Genomic DNA, 19785 nt, shown 5'->3' on the forward strand with positions numbered 1-19785 from the left:
GCGGTTCCGTTGCATGAATGGTGCAATGATGCAGAGGTCGCAGCGGAAAATCTGACTGGGTTGAAACAATTCTGTTTGATGGAGCACACAATTGTGGACATCTAATTCGCCTGAATTCTTTGCGTTTTTGCGGATTGCCGGTTACTCTGGCCACTCATCCCTCCTCGACCAGCGAGGCTCAGCTCTGATCCTGATCAGGCAGAGATGAACGAAGCCTCTCCAATCCTTCCCTCCTGATTGGTGTCAGCGAATGAGTCACACGCCAGGATTTCATTTACCCGCTTGTCTGAATACCTGCTGGCTGGGCCATTTGGTCCTTGCCATGTCTTTGCTTCTTCTTTTCGGGCCATTCTCAGGCGTCAGCGCGGATGAAAAGAGTCCATCTCCGGGCTATTACCGCAATGTCCGTCCAATTCTGCAGCGGCATTGCTCGGGATGCCATTTCCCCGGAAAGCGAGAGGGAAAGCTATCTGTAGTGTCATTTGCTGATCTGCTGCATGGCGGAGAGGCTGGTGGCGGCGTTATCCCGGGAAAACCGGATGACAGCACCATCGTCCAGTACATCAGTGGTGAAGAACCAGAAATGCCGCTCAATGCTGAACCGCTCAGCCCCCAGGACGTCGACACCATCCGTCGATGGATCGAGGCTGGGGCAATCGACGATACGCCGGCATCGCTGGGGCCAGAGATCTCGGAATCAAATCCGCCCGTTTATCGAACGGCCCCTGTTGTGACAACGATGGACTACTCTCCTGATGGAAAATGGCTGGCCGTTTCCGGGTATCATGAAGTGCTGCTGCATTCTCTGGAAGCAGATTCTGCTCCCCGTCGTCTTATTGGCCGATCGCCTCGGATTGAGTCGTTAAGCTTCTCACCAGATGGTCAGACACTGGCCGTCGCGGGTGGTGCGCCTTCGCTTTTTGGTGAGATTCAGATCTGGTCTGTTGAAACCGGAAAACAACTGCATTCGACAACGATTTCGCACGACACGCTGTTTGGCGTTTCCTTTAACGCCGACGGCACGCTGGTCGCTTTCGGAGGTGCAGACAATAGTCTCAGGGCCTTGAAAGTAGAAACCGGAGAAGTCGTGATGCAAATGGACGCCCACTCCGACTGGGTCCTGGGGTCGACCTTTTCCTTAGCCAACGATCATTTGATCAGCGTCAGTCGGGATCAGTCGATGAAGTTGACCATGGTTGAGAATGGTCAATTTGTTGACAACATCACCAGTATCACTCCTGGTGCGTTAAAAGGCGGACTCGTTGACGTACAACGGCACCCAAAGAACGAAGAAGTTCTGGCTGTCGGTGCTGATGGTGAACCTCGGCTTTATCGCATTTTTCGTGTGCAGGCTCGCAAGATCGGGGACGATTTCAATCTGATCCGAGCGTATCCAAAACTTCCGGGCCGACTGTGCGACATCGATTTTTCTCCAGGCGGAACACGGTTCGTGTGCGGATCCAGTACGGCAACTGGTGGTGCGGCGCGAATCTATCAAACCGACGATCCAGCGAAGACGATTGATCTGCCGGAGATCAACGGTCCAGCGTTTGCCGTTTCATTTCGCCCGGATGAAAAACAGGTTGCAGTGGCAGGATTTGATGGTCAGATCAGACTGTTCGATAGTGAATCGGGTAGGCTTCAGAAGACTTTTTCATCAGCCCCAATCCTCGAAGTCAGCGCGACGGCTTTGCGTTAGTTTTTGGCAATGATACGAACACGGAGAGGCTTATTCATGCAATTAGTTCTTGTCAGAGCGTTGATCATTGCAGCGGTATTCACGCAGTCATCCACCGTTTGGGGGGAAGCCAGCGAGGAATCCGAGCGTGTTTTCAAATCGATCGAGGTTTACCCCGAACGACTGGAGTTGTCTTCTATCCGTGATGCGAGACGTCTGCTGGTCACTGGAGTGACGGAGGACGGTCAGCGAATTGACCTGACTCTTAAGTCGATGTTTCGAGTGGAAGGGGATTGCTGCCAGCTTGATGGGGACGGATACATCAATCCATCGTCAGCAGGTGAAGGAAGCATTGTGGTTGAAGTCGCCGGGATTCAGGCGGTGGTGCCGGTGAAAGTCGCTTCAGCTGAGCCTGTGGCGGTTGATTTTATTCGTGAAGTCAATCCTGTCCTTGGAAAGGCTGGATGCAACCAGGGGACCTGCCACGGTTCGCAGAGTGGAAAGAATGGGTTCAAGCTGTCTTTGCGTGGCTACGATGCCTTATACGATTACCGAGCGCTTGTGGACGACATTTCCGGCCGCCGTTTCAATCGGTCCGTGCCAAACCAGAGTCTGATGCTGCTGAAGCCCACGCAGGGGGTTCCTCATGAGGGCGGGTTTCTGTTCGATGAACAATCCCGTTATTACAAGCTGATTGAGCAATGGATCGCCGAGGGCTGTCAGTTTAATGAGCAGGCTGCCCGAGTGACTGGAATTGTCGTCTACCCACCAACGCCACTTCTGCAGTCGAGCGGCGACGAACAGCAATTGAGCGTCATTGCAACCTATGCCGATGGCACCAGCAGAGACGCGACGCGTGACGCTGTTTTTGAAACAAGTAATTTTGAAGTGGCGACAGTTTCAAAGTCAGGCCTGGTCAGGGCCGTCCGTCGGGGCGAAGCGGCAGCACTTGTGCGGTATGAAGGACACTACGCAGCAGCTCCGGTCGCTATCCTCGGGAACAGAGACGGCTACGAATGGAACGAGTCTGCAGAACTGAATTTTGTTGATGGTTTTGTCAACGCCAAGCTGCAGCGTATGAAAATCCTTCCTTCCGAACTTGCCGACGACGCCAGCTTTCTCCGACGCGTTTCGCTTGATATCGCGGGGATTACTCCGACTCAGGAACAGACGCTCGCATTCATCAATGATCCAGCCGAACGCACCGAAAAGCGACGAAAGAAAATCGACGAACTCCTGAATCACCCGGGGTATGTGGATCACTGGACATTGAAATGGAGCGACCTGTTACTGGCTCGCCGCAAGGCAATTACAGAACGCGGCGTTTGGGCGTTTCGAAACTGGATCCGAAACGCAGTCGCCACAAATCTTCCATACGACAAGTTCGCTTCCGAATTGATCCTGGCGTCGGGAAGCACGATCGAGAATCCGGCGGGGAACTATTATCGCATTGCCCGTGAGCCAAAACTGGTCATGGAGAACATGACTCAGGTGTTCCTTGGCACTCGATTCAATTGCAACCAGTGTCATGATCACCCATTTGAACGGTGGACACAGCGGCAATACTACGAGCTGGCCGCCTACTTTGCGGAAGTTGGCCGTAAGCCGGCAGCAGATGGCGATGAAATCATTTATACACGGGCAACGCCCGAAGCTGTGATTAACCCCGATACTAATCAGCCAGCTTCTCCCCAGTTTCCATTCTTGCACAGTGGGGAGGTGGAATCGGATGGTTCGCGGCGAAAGCAACTGGCACAGTGGCTGACAGCCGATGAGAATCCCTATTTCGCTCGCAGTGCAGTCAATCGCTACTGGAGCTACTTCTTCGGTCGTGGCATCATTGATCCTGTTGACGACATCCGGGCAAGTAACCCGGCGTCCAACCCTGAGCTTCTGGACGCACTGACGAAAGATTTCGTTGAGCATCAATATGACCTGAAACGGCTCATCCGCCTGATTTGTAACTCGGCTGCTTATCAGCGAAGTCTCGAAACCAACAAGTGGAATGAAGATGACAACGCCAATTTCTCTCATTCATCACCAAGACGATTGACTGCGGAGCAGTTATATGACGCCATTATGCAGGCCACGGGAGCTCCAAGAAACCTGCCAGGCGTACCCGCGGGATTTCGCGCAGCGCAGTTGCCGGACCCTCAGGTCGAAGTTGCATTTCTTGACATGTTTGGTCGACCTCCGCGAGAACTGCCATGCGAATGCGAACGCAACAGCGATGTCAGTCTTTCGCAAACACTGAACATGATTAACGGACCGACCATCAGTGATGCAATTATCCATCCCAACGGCGTCATCGCCCGGACGATGGCATCGGGGGCAGACAACAAGGAACTCGTCAGGACCATTTACCTGTCGACGCTTTGCCGCCTGCCGGCAGATTCAGAGATGGAGAAGTCATTGGCGTACTTTGATTCCGTAGGGACACCGCGTGAGGCCGCCGAGGATTTAATGTGGGCTCTGATTAATAGTCCGGCTTTCCTTTTCAATCGATAGATTTGATGCAATTCATTTCATCCGATAACGCTCCGTTTGTTCCTGCATCCCACGAAGATCAGGAGAGGCCGGGAGTGCTGAAACGTGTGATTGCAACTCGGAGCGTGTTTCAGCAAGGGCATGTGCAGATGCTGAACTGGGCCCGACTTCCGGCCGGGGCGTGTTTCCGACCACATTATCACCAGGATATGCAGGAAGCGTTTGTTCTGGTGAGTGGGCGGGTTCGTATGACAGTTGCGGACACATCGGTTCTAATGGAACCAGGTGACACGGTGATCGTGGATCCCGGTGAAATACATCGGATGACGAGCGAATGGGAAACAGATTCCGAATATCTGGTCTTCGGAATCTCTGCCGGAAAGAACGGGCAAACAATTGTCGTTGACTGATCTCGCGACGTTTTGATTTTGTTTCACAGATTTCCTGTGCTCTGCATCAGAGATCGATCACAATTCTGCAAAGCGCGCGGGGCGGGATATCCAGCTGAAGCGTGCAGGTTGACGGAAGTGCAAACGCTTTCTACGCGGGAGTTGATTGAATGGCCCTTGTTGCGAATCCACAGCGAGACGACGTGCGTCTTCACCGGTCTGTTATGCTGACCGTCATGGCGCTGGTATTGTTTTTCTATTCGTTTTGTCCGTCTCTTTCGGCCGGTTCGGCCCCGCTGGATGTGAAGTTGCAACAGGCAATTCAATCCTGGCAGGCAGGTGATTTGGGGACGGCCATGTCTCTGGTCGAAGAAGCAGCCAGCGCGAAGTCAGTCGATCCCCGCGTTTGGTATCTGCGTGGTGTGCTGGCGACGCAAATGGGGGCCGATGGCGCGGAAGATTTTGCGAGAGCCGCGAGACTTGAAGTGGCACAAAGTTCGACTCGCCTGATCAATCCATTGCTCGAACACGTACAGGGGGACGTTCGGGCGGCCATCGAATCGGCGCGGCGAACGGCAAAAATCAGCATTGCTGCAGACCCTGATCGTGCTGCCGCGGCGATTGATTACCGAAATGCGATGGAAGCATTGAGCCAGCAGAATGTTGCCGATGCACTTGCGGCATTCGATCGTGCCATCGAAAAGGATGGCAGCGATGCGAGATTTCACTATATGAGAGGTGTGGCACTTGTACGATCAGGGCGGACGGATGAGGCGAAGGATTCGTTCCGCAAAGGTCTCGCGCTGGAGAACAGCTACGACCAGGTGATGTCCGTCAACCGTGTTCTGGCCGGTGTTCAGGGTGAAGCCCGTCGAATGATCGAAGAAACTGAGGTCAGCACTGGTGATTCACTGCTGACACGGCAAACGAAACAACGGCAGGTCATCGCGGAATATCAAAACTTTCAGCGGCAGCTGCAGGTTGCAGACGCTGCTCAGCGGGAACAGTTAATGGCCGCAGCGGAGACCTCGAGGCGAGCAAGAGAAGAAGAAGCGGCAAAACAGATTCTGGCTGCCGAAAAGGAAATGGCATCGCTGGAGGCCTTCCGACAGGCGGCTGAAGCTGAGGCGAAAACGGTCATTGAACCTCCTGTTGCGCCCGTGGCTGAACCCAAACCGACCGTGCCTCCGATTCCGAAAGGGAATCCATTCAGTAGTCCCACTAATCCCGGCGGACTAACGGCAGAATTGCCAGAGAAACCATCGAATCCATTTTCACAGGCCATTGCCGCCACAACCGTTGACACATCGTGGCTGGCCCCCCAGTCTGAATTGCTCTTCACAGCTCGCATGTCGGACATTCTGAACAGTTCGTTCGTTTCGCCGCTTCTGAGCCGGCCGGATGTCCAGGATGGTCTGAAGAAACTGGAGGAGCAGCAGGGGCTGCCGTTGATGGAAGTCGAGTCGATTACCGGAGGAATGGGCGATGTCATGACAAAGGTCATGGGCATGTTCATGAATGCAGGGAATCCGGCAGCTGCTGCGGCTCAGTTCGCTAACAACCCGACAGCGATCAATGTCGTTCACATGAAGTCGGATTTCGATCTGAAGGCTTTGGCGGCCAGTAAAGGTTACGCAGAATTCACACACGGAAATTTCACCGGATACCAGTTGCCAAAGCCTGAAGTTCCTGCGGGGATGAATATTGACCTTCCTCAAACAGCGATCTGTCAGGTCGATTCGCGAACGCTGCTCACAGGCAGCATGGACGCACTGAAGGCCGCCCTGGATCGTGGCAAAGGTGAAAGTACGCTGACTCAGTTCGCTTTCGCACCAAAGAACGCGCAGGCTTCACTAGCGTTTACAACGCCGCTTCTCGCCGGCCTGTCAGGCAACATTCCGCAGTTGCCGCCAAGCTCTCCCCCACCGGCCGCTGCCGTTGCAAATGCTCTGCGGGGCAAGGTGCAGGGGATTGCGTTGGGTTTCAGGTTTTCGAATTCATTGGATCTCGACATCAGTGTGTTGCTGACGGAAGCAGCGGCGGCTTCGGATGCTGTCCCCCACTTGACCGCATTGCTTCAGATGGCGCAGCAGGTTTATACAGTCACGCCACAGGGACGCAGCGCAGTGCCTGGCTTGCTTCAGCCTGTAGCAGATTCTGCAGTACAAAGCTTGAAAGCCAGTGCTTCTGAAAGTGTGTTGACCGTCTCTGTGTCTGTCCCCGGCGATTTGGTCACAATTCTTAATGAACATCCGGAGCTACTGCCCAGCCCTCCCGGCGGACCGGGATTGCCCGGCGGCCCTGGATTGCCTGGTGGTCCGCGGAGCGGCAATGGATTTCCTGGTTCAGGGACTCCTCCTTCGCCGTCTGGCAACTAAGCGGCACCATTCGTTGTCTCCCATACCAGGCCCGGCCGACTTGAATCGTAGGACACTGTCTATGCGTTTTGTTCTCGTATGCTTGATGATGGCATTTGCCAGCCGGGCCATCGGTACGGAGTCTTCTGCCGAAATTCGAAAACCCAATTTCGTCTTTTTCCTCGTGGATGATCTCGGTTGGACAGATCTTGGATGCTTCGGAAGTCGCTTCTATGAAACGCCCAATATTGATCGACTGGCGGCATCAGGGATGCGATTCACGAATGCCTATGCTGCCTGTCCGGTTTGCTCGCCCACGCGTGCATCGATCATGACAGGAAAGTACCCGGTCCGGGTTGGAATCACAGACTACATCGCACCCAACGGCGCCAATCAGCCGGAACAGTGGAAGCGACAGACTCCGTTGCTGCCAGCACCTTATCGTGATCGGCTGGACCTTCAGGAAGTTACAATTGCTGAGGCACTCAAGCAGGCGGGATACGGTACATTCTTTGCCGGTAAGTGGCATCTGGGTCCGGAGGGATACTTTCCTGAGGACCAGGGATTTGACTTTAATCTTGGTGGCCTGGAGCGCGGTGGTCCGTATGGTGGCAAGAAGTACTTCAGCCCCTATGGAAATATCCGTCTTCCTGATGGACCTGAAGGCGAGCACCTTCCCGATCGACTTGCTTCTGAGACGGTCAAGTTCATCGCCAATCACAAGACCGAGCCTTTCTTCGCCTACCTCTCTTTCTATTCCGTTCACACTCCGCTGATTTCCCGGGAGGATCTGAAACTCAAATATCAGAAGAAAAAAGAGGCCATGGGACTGGAGGCCAAATGGGGAAAGCTGGGTGAGCGAGAAGTAAGGTTAGTTCAGGAGCATGCAGTCTATGCCGCAATGGTGGAAGCGATGGATTCAGCCGTGGGCAAGGTTCTGAACGCACTTGATGAACTCGGACTATCCGAAAACACCGTTGTTTTTTTTATGTCGGATAATGGTGGGCTTTCGACATCCGAGGGACACCCGACTTCCAACCTGCCGTTGAAAGGTGGGAAGGGCTGGATGTATGAGGGTGGAATTCGCGAGCCGATGATTGTTCGTGCCCCCGGAATCACACGACCCGGCGCCGTTTGCGATTCTCCTGTGATCAGTACGGATTTTTTTCCAACAATGCTGGATCTGGCATCACTGGACTCTCGCCCAAATGCCCATCTGGACGGCGAAAGCTTTGTTTCGCTTCTTGAGGGAGGTCGCCGGGAACGAGCCGACATGTTCTGGCACTATCCTCACTACGGCAATCAGGGTGGGTCGCCGTCCGGGTGTGTTCGTTCCGGAGAATGGAAGCTGATTGAGTTCTACGAAGATGGCCATCTTGAACTCTACAACTTACAAGAAGACCCGGGCGAAGAAACAGATTGTTCAGCCACAAGCCCCGATCTGGCAGCAGACTTGCAGAAGAAGTTGGCAGCGTGGAGAATCGCGACCGGTGCAGTGATGCCGTCAAAAAAAAATCGTGATTCGAAATAAACGGTCGCCGCGGCGACCAGGGACCAAAGCTCAGGATCCTCCAATCGTGTCGCCAGTAGAAGTACTTCGCAGGTTCTGCCATCGTCTGATCGATCAGGAAGCCGCTAAACCGATTATCCTGCCGATGGAGAACTCCTCGGGCTTCTGGTTTGGTGGCGGCAATATGGAGATCGATGGCGATGGAAATTTGTTCGTCGTCGGGCGCTACAGAAATGCGGGCGATTCGCGAACAGGTGTTGCCAGTGGAACGCGCGGCCTCGAACTGGCGATATTCAAGTCCGCCGATCAGGGTCAGTCTTTTCACAAGATTGCATCCTGGGGGAAGGCGGAGCTGAACACCGCTGAGGCGGAAGTGCTGTCGATTGAGGGGAGTTGCCTTCGATTCCACGATGCTGGCGCAGAACTTTATGTATCGACAGAAAAGATCGGTATCCCGTATCCGGATGAACTTTCAGGCTACCTGAAGCCAGGCGCGGGGGTATGGACGATCGATGTCCTTCAGGCCAGCTCTGTTGATACGTTGACAGGCGGCCGTGCGGTACCTTTTCTTCGATCAAACGATCCGGAACATCTGCATGTGAAGGATCCATTTTTCTGGCACGGAAAATCACAGACACGACTGGGGTTTTGCAGTCATCCGTACAGTTGGTCCAGTTCGAACACCTGCGTCACTGACCTACAGCTCAATCACAGTCATTCTGCTACCAGTCCGCAAACGGACTTTGGAGTTATCCCGCGCGGGACGACCTGGGATGTCGCAATGACACGAGGCACATGCATCCTGCCACTGCCGCGAGTTGGTCGTTTCTCTGATCACGCGACGAGTCTCTTGTTCTATTGTGGGGGGGAATGTTTGCGACCTCATGACGAACATGCGACCGCCGTCATGCGGCCCCGCGGCTATTCGTGTGAGGAAATCGGGGGAGCCGGATTCATTGTCAATGATGATCCGGGGACGTTTACTCGTCTATCCCGTCTCGCTCCAATGTTTGTCAGCCCTTACGGAACCGGCTGCAGTCGATACGTCGACGTGCTTTCTGCACCGGAGGGCTACTATGCAACCTGGCAGCAATCGCAGAAGGATCTCAGCCAGCCGCTTGTCATGAACTTTCTGCCTCGCGATGAAGCAGAAGCCCTTCTGGCCGAATAAGCGCGATTACAAATTCATTTGTACTTTGCACCCGGGATAACGGAAATGGACCGAAAGAAACCTGTTTCGTGTGGCTTCCTCGTCGTCAGGGGGCAACCCATCCAGTCATTTCTGCTGATGAAACATCCCAAGCGCTGGGACCTTCCCAAAGGACACGTGGACCCAGGCGAAACAGATTTGCAGTGTGCACTGCGCGAACTGGCCGAAGAGACAGGAATTGAAGCGGACGCGATTGAGGTTGCTCCGGAATTTCTTTTCGAGCACCGATATATGGTGAGTCAGAAACGATACGGCGGTAAGGGGACCACAGAGAAAATCCTTCGCATATTTCTTGGGAGGCTGACGAGACCGGTTGAGATTTTACTTACCGAACATGACGGGTATGAATGGTTTGACTGGAGTCCTCCACATCAAATCCAGGAGCAAACAATTGATCCACTACTGGCTGCCCTGGATCATTATTTAAAAACACAGTCAGACGCCCGGTTGTAGCCGGAAAACGGCATACAAAGTTCCAAAGGCATTCATGAAAGTCGGACATGAGTAAGAGAATCTTTTTCAGCCGCGGTCTGCATATCCCGCGTCGTTCAGTGCTGCGAGGAGCTGGTGTCGCGCTGTCAGTGCCATGGCTGACTGCTATGCAACCCGCATTCTCTCAGAACACATCAACATCTCCACGCCGCTTCGTTGCGATGACACTGGGGCTGGGGCTGCTTGCTGACAATCTTAATCCAGCGTCCGGCGGTAGCAACTACGAGCCCAGTCGCTACCTGAAACCAATTGACGATCTCCGGAATCACTTCACAGTCATTTCCGGCAGTTCGCACCCGGGAGTTACGGGCGGACACCGGGCAGAAGCCAGCATTCTGACAGCGAATCCGGTGGGAAGTACAGGACGTGCCAGGAACACAGTGTCCATCGATCAGTACCTGGCCAGGTACCATGGGTCGGCAACACGTTTTCCATCGCTGGTCGTTGGCAGCAGCGGTAGCTCAAGTCCGTCTTACACCGAAAACGGTGCGATGGTGCCGGCAGAAGACAGCCCATCACGTCTGTTTCAGAAATTATTTGTCGACGAGTCTCCCGCAGATCGTGAACGTTATGCACAGAGAGTCAGGGAGGGCCGAAGCATTATGGATCTGGTCAGTGACGATGCACGAAGACTTGCCGGACAACTTGGGCAGGGTGACAGGGAACGACTTGATAACTACTTCGACAGCGTTCGGGAACTTGAATTGCGACTGGCAGAATCCGAGTCCTGGGCACACCTGCCAAAGCCAAAGGTGACTGCGCCGCGCCCCGTCGACATTGGCAATCCCAATGATTTTATCGGGCGACAACGATTGATGAGTTCAGTATTGAAGCTCGCCCTCGAGACTGACTCCACGCGATTTATCACCTACCATCTGGGTGGTTCCGGCGGCGTGGTGCCCTTGCGCGGAGTTGACGAGGGCTATCATTCGTTGAGCCACCATGGAATGGACGAAGAGAAGCTGGAGCAACTGACACTCGTAGAAACCGAGATCGTTTCAGCGTGGGGAGAATTTCTTCGCGACCTGCGTTCGGTGCAGGAAGATGGTAAATCACTGCTCGATCAGACCGCGGTCCTGTTGACGAGCAATCTTGGCAACGCATCCAGCCACGACAACCGTAACATGCCAGTGGTACTGGCCGGCGGTCGGTTTAGACACGGCCAGCATCTGGCGTTTGATCGTCGGAACAACTACCCACTGCCCAACTTGTTTGTGAGTGTGCTGCAGCACTCAGGTGCCGAGGTGGATAGTTTCGCTTCATCTACAGGAACGATGACCGGGCTTGAACAATCAGCACACTGAACAATCAGCACACTGAGCAACTGAACGTACCATCTATCTGCCAGGATCGTCTTCGCGCACTGGAAAACGTCCTCTCCCGCCAATTTCTCGCAGAAACCCCATGGCGTCCAGGCTGCGTTCGTAGTTGACCAGCCTTTGAGCCAATTGGTGTCTCGCGGAGTTCTGGTCATATTGACTGAGCAGGAGTATCTGTTCAATTTCGAATCGGGCGGATTCAGGATCGGTGTTCATCAGGTCTCGTCGGACTTTCTCATCCTGGATTTCTGCGAACGCGTCGACCAGGTTTTCGGAGTCGGGGGAGATACTGCCTCGAATCGGCTGACTCAGGGCAATCACGGCCTGATCGAGAATCGACATTGGAATCATTACTCTGACGAAACCACTTGCCATTGGATTTCGTTCGGACTTCCTGACGAGTGATTCCCATTCGTGCCTCCAGGACGAATCAATGGAATCGATGTGCGCCTCAAATACTTCGTAGAACGAGGCCAGAGAACCCTGCGCAAAATGCTGTTTTCGCAGGCGGTCTATGACCAGCAGAGTCTTGCACAATAAACGCTCGGAGGGGGATTCAAACTGTGCCAGCAGGAGTCGTTCGTCGTGTGGCAGTTCGCTGTCCGGAAAAGCAGTATCGATGATATTGCTATAGTCGCTGATTGATAGTGTCAACGGGGATACCTGAGCATTCGAATCCGACGCCGGTCGCTTCTGTGTTCTGCGCTGCGTTCTTGAAAATCTGGCCCCGAACGAAAAATCCACAACGATCAGGTCACGGGATGCCAGATCGGCTTGAATCTTTTCAGCAACAGCGGCGACGTCGGCGGCAACAATTTTTGTACGCCATTCGGTTTGCTCAACAGGCGGAAGCGAAAGATACCATTCATTCAGCATTGTCAGCTTTGCTGCGAGAACGCCATCCTGTTTAACAGCATTGAATGTCGTTTCGACTCGCTGCCTGCGATCAGCCGAGAATCCCTTGAATGCTTCAAAGGCCTCCTGAAGAGCCTGACGATCAGTCACCGGCATTGCTGTGTAGTCCGAGGAACTACGCAGCAGATCCAATTCAGATTCGGGTAAATGTCCGAAGATGGCGAAAGCCGTCGCGCAACCACCGATGAGGCCCAGCAGGTTAAGCAGGTTGAAAAGGAAACTTGAAACGCGAGTATTACCCACCGGTTGACTCCACCTGCTTTGGTGTTGGTAGATCCTTCAGAAATTCCGTGTTGGGAGGTAAGTCGTACAGGAAAAGGCCCTCCAGCATTTCTCGATGCCGGAGCAATTCGACATCATCCGGCGGCCGATTTCTAAGCCGGTTCCATTCGACGGTTTCAATGACAGCGAAACAGAGCACAAACGAAAAGGAAAAGCTGATGGCCGTTCGAGCAAGAACGTGTGACCATGCTGTCGACCGCGTATTTCGAAGCACCACTTCATTCTGACTTGTCGCTGAGAGATCCGGTTCAAACCCGGTTTCTGTCTCAGCCAGCGATATGGACTGCATGGATTCCAGTGTTCGATTCGTAAACTGGCCGCTGGCAGTGATTTCTTCGAGAGAATCCAGCAGTTGCCATGCCCGGTCCAATTGATCGGCTTGTTTCCGTAATGGCTCGTCTTCTGCCAGTCTTTGTTCCAGTCCATTAGCCCGCGAAATCTCCAGCTCTCCATCCAGGTAAGCGACGAGATCTGCGAGTTCATTGTTGACCGGTTCTTCCGGTTCGTCGAGGTTTCCGTCGGGCTGCTTTGTCATTGGATCGAGTCCTATAGGTATCGTTCAAGACTCTCTTTGAGCTTGGTTCTGGCTCGCGCGAGCAGCGATTTCACGCCAACTGTGCCAAGGCCCATGATGTCACCGATTTCTTCGTAGCTCATCCCTTCGAACTTGTGGAGCAGCACAGCCGTTTTCTGTCGCTCCCCCAGTTCATCAAGGGCCTGACGCACGACGTCGCGAATCTCAATGGAATCAAGCTGCCTGGTCGGCATAAGTGCCGATTTTTCTGCCAGATTTTCAGAACGAGAAGGAAATCCCTGAGAATCGGCGGACGATTGCAGCGAGACTTCCCGCCGTCGGGCTGCCCCTCTCTTTTGGTTGCTGGCCAGATTGTGAGCGATTCGGAACAGCCAGGTCGAAAACCGGGCTTTGGCCTCATACCGTTCCCGCGAACGATACACACGCAGAAACACTTCCTGAGCCAGATCTTCAGCCGCGGCACGATCGTGCAGGATGTGGAAGAAGAAGCCGACCATGCGATCCTGATACAGGACGACGAGCTGCTCGAAGGCCTTCTGATCGGCCTCGTGCGCAACTCTGAGCATCAACTGAACATCAGGATCAGAAAGATACTGGTTCGCCAGGGACTGAGAAACCAACGATGTTCACTCCGCTACTTCAGAACACGAAGGGTCTGAAGAGTTTTTCGAAGGGGGGAACAGAACCGAAGCAGGCCTCTGTAATGTACGGGCAGCGTTATGGATACAGCAAGTGACTTCGGGTCGTTGCGAAAGAACCTGGTCCTGCTTGGGGAGCAGCCCGGAACGACTCAAGAAGCAGAAACTTACCGGCGCAAGAAAAAACCTCGACCGGAATGGTCGAGGTTTATGACCCCAGGGGGATTTGAACCCCCGTTACCGGAATGAAAATCCGATGTCCTAGACCTAACTAGACGATGGGGCCGGGTAGTGCCTTTCGGCGGGCGTTTTATAACAAACTAGCCAGCTTTTTCTTCGGTGGGCGAGGAGGAAATCTTCAGATTTTCTCGCAAAATCGCCTCGAGAACTTCCTGGCGATGAACAGGTATTTCCTTTGGGGCCTGAATGCCAATTCGAACTCGGTCCCCCTGGATGTCGACGATCAGCACCCGGATGTTATCTCCAATTGTGACAACTTCGTTCTTCTTCCGTGACAAAACCAGCATGGCTACACCTATCGACTTTCCTGAAGTTCATGACTCGATAAAGAAACCCCCTCTTCCGAAACTCATGCCCGGCTTAACCCTGCGGCTGCAGCCAGGTTGAAATGGGAGGACCATTCGAAAATCCCTTGCATCAGATTACGCAGGGAAGGAAAAAGCGTCAAGAAGTTGATTTTCAGGAAAGTCAACGAACATCCGCAATAGTGCTCTAATCTTCCGTGGAGGCAGCGGCTAGTTTCTCGGCCTTCCTTTGTGCCGCAGCAGCTTCACGCTCTTCCACTGCTGCAACTGCGATCAGTCGACGACGCAACTGGCGGTAATCGGCGTTCAAATGCCGCCACTTTGGGTCTTTCGCCAATTGTTTTCCTTCTACTCCTGCTGCCTTGAGTCCCTGTTCGCAATCGGCAAGGCTTTTCTTTGCGAGTTCAAGCTGTCGCTCGATTCGGGGCCGGTCCTTCTTCATAACACACCAAACCATCTCTAAAACGTGTCAAAGTGCTTGTATTTCGATCGGCGGAGAGTGATCCGACCTGAAAAAGTCGGCTGCAGATCAACAGAACCATCAATAAACTCTGGATTTTCCCAGGCGAGTGAGACTTCTCCGCAGACTCATGAAGCAAACGATTGAACTAAAATCGATATGCCCGAGCCGCGGATTTTTACAAGGTTTGACGGCTTCTTCAACGGGAAACCACACGTAAATCGCTGGGATTCGTCCAGTTTCGCTGCCCGTAGAAAAAGTTTGCCACCATTCGCCGGAGCTGCGGGATTGGTCAATCCGTCTGAATCAGCCGCAGGATTGGCTCAATAAAGGCGAACGTCCCGATTGTCATGACCGCAACACCAATGACATTAAGCAACAGACCGTACATCGCCATTTGACGTATGGACACGCGCCCACTACCGAAGACAATGGCGTTTGGCGGAGTTGCAATCGGCATCATGAAAGCACAGCTCGCAGACAACGTCACAGGCAAGAACAACAACCGAACATCGATTCCCAGAGGCTCAGCAAGCGGGATCAGCGTGGGGAGAAGGGTGTTGACGGTTGCCACATTGCTGGTGAATTCTGTCAGGAAAGTGAGCATGAAACACAGTGCCGCGATCACAACCCATGCAGGTCTGCCTGCAAGAGGGCCCTGAAGTGAATCACGAAGCCAGGCAGAAAGCTCCGTTGCCGTAAAGCCTTCTGCGAGGGCAAATCCACCTCCAAACAGCAGAATCATTTCCCATGGCAGGCGATTCGCCGAAGGCCAATCCATCAGGCGTACGACGGCCCCCTCCTTTTTCGGAACCCCGGCCGGAATAATGAAGAGCACGATAGCAGCGATAATGGCGATTGTGGTATCGGATACCCCGGTCAGCTGGGGCGGTGCATTTCCAACGAGATTGGAAGCTCGCTCCACAGCCCAGCTCCAGATGTCAACAATTCCCGGAACGACAGTGACACCATTTACTCGAAGTGGCTTCTGGAAAACCCATGCTGCTGCCGTCAAAGCGAAAACAGCGAAGACTCGAATTTCAGCACGGGTCGCCGGCCCGAGCGTCCGCAGTCTGGACTCCAGTTCCATTCGGAGCCTGGCATCGGCATTCGTCTTGATTCCCAGACGCCGGGTGAGTGTCCACCAGGTAATCAGCAACATGACAATGCTGACCGGAGCTGCAGCCAGTATCCATACGGCCACTGTGATGCGTGGAACCTGCGGCATTTGTTCCTGCAGAATGCCAACTGCGACACTGTTAGTGGGAGTCCCGATGATCGTTGACATCCCGCCCAGGCTGCAGGAGTAAGCAATTGATAAAAGCAACGGTACAGCAAGAGTTTCGGAGGGTTTCTTGCTGGCGGTTGTACTGCCGATTTGAGTGGATTCGCTTCCTTCGTCCAGCGTTTTCAGCATCGCCAGTGCAATCGGAACCATCAGCATGGTACAGGCTGTGTTGCTGATCCACATCGATAACACCGCCGACGTTATCATGAATCCCCCGACCAACCGGCGCGGGCTGACACCGACAACAGACACAAGGTTGAGGGCAATTCTTCGGTGAAGATTCCAGCGTTCAATTCCCAGAGCGAGAATCATCCCGCCGAGATACAGAAACAGAGAGTCGTTTGCAAAAGCTTTTGCCACAGCCTTGGCTGGCATAATTCCGAGTAGCGGAAATGCCGCCAATGGAATCAGACTCGTCGCAGCAAGCGGCAGTGCCTGCGTCATCCAAAGCCCCGCCATGAGCAGGGTCACGGCCAGAAGTCGGTGGGCTTCGGGCGTCATGCCCTCGGGCGTTGGCGACAACAGAATCAGGAGGCAAATGACGGACAACGCGATCGGAAACCACCGCAGCCAGGCGGCGGGAGTGCTCTGACTGGATTCCGCAGAATTCTCGGGCGCAAATTCTTGATGTTCGCTGGTCGTCACTCTGTCGGAAGCTTGTCAATATGGTACGCGGTCAGTCGGATGCCCAAACGCAGCCGAAGTTGGAACCGCAGAATAAGGCATAGAGGCGGCATAATTCGAGTGAGCAGCCCAAAGTGGTGAGTTTACCATCCAAGTGCGCCACGAACATGGCAGCTCTCCGGAACCAGAAGTTGACTCCGGAGAACGAAAATCCATCACAACTATCTATTTTGGAACCGGAGCAAAGGTCTCAAGCCGCAATGCCGAAGCGCCATGGGAAGGAACGCCTGTGTTGATACTTTCCCGATTACGAACCTTGAACCCGAATCTCCACGTACTTCATGCGTCGCCCCGTCTGCGTTGATGCGTACTGACGGATGCAGGCTGAGCATGACAGGGGATTTCCGAATCGAGACATGAACGAAGCGTGCAAATCGACAGTTCAGAATCGTGACCACGCCGACATGCGCAGCCTGTTCGGGGGGCTGACCTGCATACTGGTTGCTGTGGGAATTCAGATGGTCCACAGCGCAAGTTTGTCTTCAGGTTCGAGCCATTCTGATGTCTCGTTCCTGTCGCGGCATTTGTCCTATCTCGCCCTCGCCGGATGCTGTGCCTGGTTTGCGGCACGCATTCCCTCTGGCCTTCTCGAGCAAAATGCCCGACTTTTATTCTGGGCATTTGTTGCGATTCTCGTGTGCGTCCTGCTACCGGGAATTGGTACTCGGGTCAATGGTGCGCAGCGCTGGCTGAGATTTGCCGGACTTTCCCTGCAGCCCTCAGAACTCGGGCGGATTGTTATGCCCATTGTTGGGGCATCGTTAATTTGTGAGACCAGACGGAGCACAGGATTTCGTTTGGCAGCCCTGCCGGTGCTCTTGTTACCAATGATCATTTGTCTTCCGCTGGTCGCTGTTGAACCGGACCTTGGAGCGACGGTGTTTCTTGGAATGGGCTATGTGATTGCCCTTTTCCTGGGAGGATGGCCAGTTCGCTACTTTGCTGCCGCTGCAGCAATTGTCATCCCGGCGGGAATGTCGCTTCTGATACTGCGGCCGTATCAGATGCAACGAATCACGGGATTTATTGCAGCGTGGCAGGATCTCAGCCGTGCACCGTGGCAGATCAGGCAATCGTTGCTGTCGCTCGGGAGCGGCGGACTTGATGGAGTCGGTATTGGGAATGGCTGGCAGAAACTCAGTTACCTGCCAGAAGCCAACACAGATTTCGTTTTCGCCGTCATCGGCGAAGAACTGGGACTGGTTGGTACCGTGACTATTTGCTGCGTCTGGTGGACCCTCTACCTGACGGGGCGCGCTTCCCTGCAGTGCCTCCCTCGGCGATCCTTTCGCTGGATTGTTGGAAACACGCTTCTGCTTCAACTTGTCATTCAGGCTATGGCAAACGTTGCAGTGGTGACGGCTATGGTCCCCCCGAAGGGCGTGCCCCATCCGTTCATCAGCTACGGTGGCACGAATTTGCTCGTAAGTGTTGTTTCCGTTGGTTTGATCATTGGACTTTCGCGTTCTGCCTGCGATCTGGACGACACAGCGGTCTCGGAGCAAGCGGGCGAAGTGAGGAGCCTTCCTGTTTGACTGGCGGATTAGCCGCGCGGACAGCGGGGCAGTCCACACACAGGTTGGAAACAGCCCTATTTTCGCCTCGAAAGCGGTATCAGTATCTGCCGATACTGTTCGTTGCAGCTGGATGAAGTTTTCCGGTCGCCGGGTTTGTACGGTTGACATTCGGGCGAGTCGCCATCTAAAAACTATCTCATCGAAGAACCAACAATTATCGGTTGATTCTTCGACCATTCAGCCGAAGAATGCAGACGTCTCCGCTCCGTGGTGGCAGGCGTTGGAAAAGTAACTCTGGAGGTTTTAAATGCTGACAATTAAGAATGTTGTTCGATTCGCAGTCGCTGGGGCTTTTGTGGCTGTGTGGTCACTATCTTCAGCTGAACAGGTCTCAGCTCGACCAAAGTTCCCAACGATGATGCAGGGAGTTTACCCAAAGCTTGAAGAAGCTCACGGTAAGGACGGCAAGGTTACCTGCACAACTTGCCACCCAACAACTGAAAAGAAGAAGAGTGCTCGCAACAATTTCGGCGTTGCTGTCGGCAAATTCCTCGAAAAGAAGAACGAAACCGACGCTGATAAGCTGAAAGAAGCTTTGAAGAAGGCTGAGAAAGAAGCGAGCGCAACGGAAGGCAAGACTTTCGGCGATCTGCTGAGCGCCGGCGAAATGCCTGGAACTGACAAGAAAGCCAACTGATTTGGCTGCCTGATACAAAGCTGAGAATCTTCATGAGAGCTGGATGGGGTAATCCTCATCCAGCTTTTCTGTTGAATTCTGAATCGAACGCCGTTTCTGATTCCAGTTCCTGCAAAATTGGTGAATTGCTTCAGTAAACAGCCCTCGTAAATCGAAAACTCAATTGAACTTCCGGCGTCGACTCATTACCTTCCCACGCTTCCGCCGGTCCTGACAACCTGAAACCGGACGTCTGAGCAGCATGGTGACAATGGACCAGTCGCCTTAACGTCTTGACGAGAAATCACTTAACGCTATGAGTACTCTGAAGAAAAACAAACGAATTAAGCGAGCCGCACAGCTCGAACTCTACGGCGACCTGAAGCCTGCCCACGGCGTGAAGAAGTGTGAGCGAGGTAAGGCGAAGTATCTGGGCGGGAACGGCCGAAAGACAACTGGTATCACCAAACGCAAGTTCAGAAAGAACTTGAAGAAGATACGAGTTGTCGAAAACGGCGCTGTGGTTCGCCGAACTGTGCCCGTCAGTCTGATTCGATCTGGCGCAATCACTAAGCCACAGGCACAAGATCCGTTTGCACTACCCGGATCAAATTAGCACCATCGGCCAGCCAAAGAATGATCGCTTGAGACGACCCGGGATTTTCGGGTCGTCTTTTTCTTTTGACTGGCTAACCTCATCCGCCATAAGCAGGCCTGTTCGGTACTCTCACCGGTCTGAATTGACGAGTTACAAGCACAATGATACCCGTAGAGTCACGTGTTCTCTGACTCGATTGCTGCCC

General features: G+C 53.7%; 17 protein-coding genes and 1 tRNA gene. 11 read left to right on the top strand and 7 right to left on the bottom strand.

Annotated features, from left to right (window positions below; translation table 11 throughout):
- The first annotated feature begins 322 nt into the window (after nucleotides 1-322).
- From R3C20_16605 to R3C20_16640, 8 genes are all read left to right on the top strand, one after another.
- Nucleotides 323-1699 carry a c-type cytochrome domain-containing protein gene (locus tag R3C20_16605; protein MEZ6042126.1) on the top strand — a complete coding sequence of 459 codons (1377 nt, stop codon included), beginning with the start codon at nucleotides 323-325 and terminating at the stop codon, nucleotides 1697-1699.
- 36 nt (nucleotides 1700-1735) lie between these two features.
- Nucleotides 1736-4186 carry a DUF1553 domain-containing protein gene (locus R3C20_16610; GenBank protein MEZ6042127.1) on the top strand — a complete coding sequence of 817 codons (2451 nt, stop codon included), beginning with the start codon at nucleotides 1736-1738 and terminating at the stop codon, nucleotides 4184-4186.
- Nucleotides 4187-4191: 5 nt separating this feature from the next.
- Nucleotides 4192-4575 carry a cupin domain-containing protein gene (locus R3C20_16615; protein ID MEZ6042128.1) on the top strand — a complete coding sequence of 128 codons (384 nt, stop codon included), beginning with the start codon at nucleotides 4192-4194 and terminating at the stop codon, nucleotides 4573-4575.
- A 149-nt stretch (nucleotides 4576-4724) separates the two neighbouring features.
- On the top strand, nucleotides 4725-6932 hold the full coding sequence (locus R3C20_16620; protein ID MEZ6042129.1) for a tetratricopeptide repeat protein: 2208 nt from the start codon (nucleotides 4725-4727) through the stop codon (nucleotides 6930-6932).
- A 61-nt stretch (nucleotides 6933-6993) separates the two neighbouring features.
- Nucleotides 6994-8442: a sulfatase gene (locus R3C20_16625; protein ID MEZ6042130.1), complete on the top strand. Its 1449-nt coding sequence runs from the start codon at nucleotides 6994-6996 to the stop codon at nucleotides 8440-8442.
- Between the two features lie 46 nt (nucleotides 8443-8488).
- Entirely contained in the window at nucleotides 8489-9592 is a 1104-nt protein-coding gene (locus R3C20_16630) for a hypothetical protein (GenBank protein ID MEZ6042131.1), read from the top strand.
- Nucleotides 9593-9637: 45 nt separating this feature from the next.
- On the top strand, nucleotides 9638-10084 hold the full coding sequence (locus tag R3C20_16635; GenBank protein MEZ6042132.1) for an NUDIX domain-containing protein: 447 nt from the start codon (nucleotides 9638-9640) through the stop codon (nucleotides 10082-10084).
- A 47-nt stretch (nucleotides 10085-10131) separates the two neighbouring features.
- The gene (locus R3C20_16640) at nucleotides 10132-11427 is read left to right on the top strand and encodes a DUF1552 domain-containing protein (GenBank protein MEZ6042133.1); all 1296 of its coding nucleotides are present in this window, start codon (nucleotides 10132-10134) and stop codon (nucleotides 11425-11427) included.
- Nucleotides 11428-11460: 33 nt separating this feature from the next.
- Here R3C20_16640 and R3C20_16645 read toward each other — a convergent pair whose 3' ends face one another.
- The 7 genes from R3C20_16645 to R3C20_16675 all read right to left on the bottom strand — a co-directional run bounded on the left by R3C20_16645 (nucleotide 11461) and on the right by R3C20_16675 (nucleotide 16750).
- Nucleotides 11461-12600 carry a hypothetical protein gene (locus R3C20_16645; protein MEZ6042134.1) on the bottom strand — a complete coding sequence of 380 codons (1140 nt, stop codon included), beginning with the start codon at nucleotides 12598-12600 and terminating at the stop codon, nucleotides 11461-11463.
- Nucleotides 12593-13174 carry a hypothetical protein gene (locus R3C20_16650; protein MEZ6042135.1) on the bottom strand — a complete coding sequence of 194 codons (582 nt, stop codon included), beginning with the start codon at nucleotides 13172-13174 and terminating at the stop codon, nucleotides 12593-12595. Before R3C20_16650 ends, R3C20_16645 begins: the two co-directional genes overlap by 8 nt.
- An 11-nt stretch (nucleotides 13175-13185) precedes the next feature.
- Entirely contained in the window at nucleotides 13186-13794 is a 609-nt protein-coding gene (locus tag R3C20_16655) for a sigma-70 family RNA polymerase sigma factor (protein MEZ6042136.1), read from the bottom strand.
- Between the two features lie 229 nt (nucleotides 13795-14023).
- Nucleotides 14024-14098, bottom strand: a tRNA-Glu gene (locus R3C20_16660).
- 34 nt (nucleotides 14099-14132) lie between these two features.
- The gene (csrA, locus tag R3C20_16665) at nucleotides 14133-14339 is read right to left on the bottom strand and encodes a carbon storage regulator CsrA (protein MEZ6042137.1); all 207 of its coding nucleotides are present in this window, start codon (nucleotides 14337-14339) and stop codon (nucleotides 14133-14135) included.
- A 205-nt stretch (nucleotides 14340-14544) separates the two neighbouring features.
- Nucleotides 14545-14799 (bottom strand): hypothetical protein, encoded by a 255-nt coding sequence (locus R3C20_16670; protein ID MEZ6042138.1) that lies wholly within the window; start codon nucleotides 14797-14799, stop codon nucleotides 14545-14547.
- A 310-nt stretch (nucleotides 14800-15109) separates the two neighbouring features.
- Nucleotides 15110-16750, bottom strand: coding sequence for an SLC13 family permease (locus R3C20_16675; protein ID MEZ6042139.1), 1641 nt, complete (start codon nucleotides 16748-16750; stop codon nucleotides 15110-15112).
- Between the two features lie 395 nt (nucleotides 16751-17145).
- Between R3C20_16675 and R3C20_16680 the strand changes: the two genes are divergently transcribed.
- From R3C20_16680 to R3C20_16690, 3 genes are all read left to right on the top strand, one after another.
- The gene (locus R3C20_16680; GenBank protein MEZ6042140.1) at nucleotides 17146-18324 is read left to right on the top strand and encodes an FtsW/RodA/SpoVE family cell cycle protein; all 1179 of its coding nucleotides are present in this window, start codon (nucleotides 17146-17148) and stop codon (nucleotides 18322-18324) included.
- Nucleotides 18325-18613: 289 nt separating this feature from the next.
- Complete coding sequence (locus R3C20_16685; protein MEZ6042141.1) at nucleotides 18614-19003, top strand: hypothetical protein; 390 nt, start codon at nucleotides 18614-18616, stop codon at nucleotides 19001-19003.
- Nucleotides 19004-19298: 295 nt separating this feature from the next.
- Nucleotides 19299-19598, top strand: a complete 300-nt coding sequence (locus R3C20_16690) for a 50S ribosomal protein L28 (GenBank protein ID MEZ6042142.1) — start codon at nucleotides 19299-19301, stop codon at nucleotides 19596-19598.
- The last annotated feature ends 187 nt before the right edge of the window (nucleotides 19599-19785 follow it).

Source organism: Planctomycetaceae bacterium, from assembly GCA_041398825.1.
Lineage (GTDB): Bacteria > Planctomycetota > Planctomycetia > Planctomycetales > Planctomycetaceae > F1-80-MAGs062.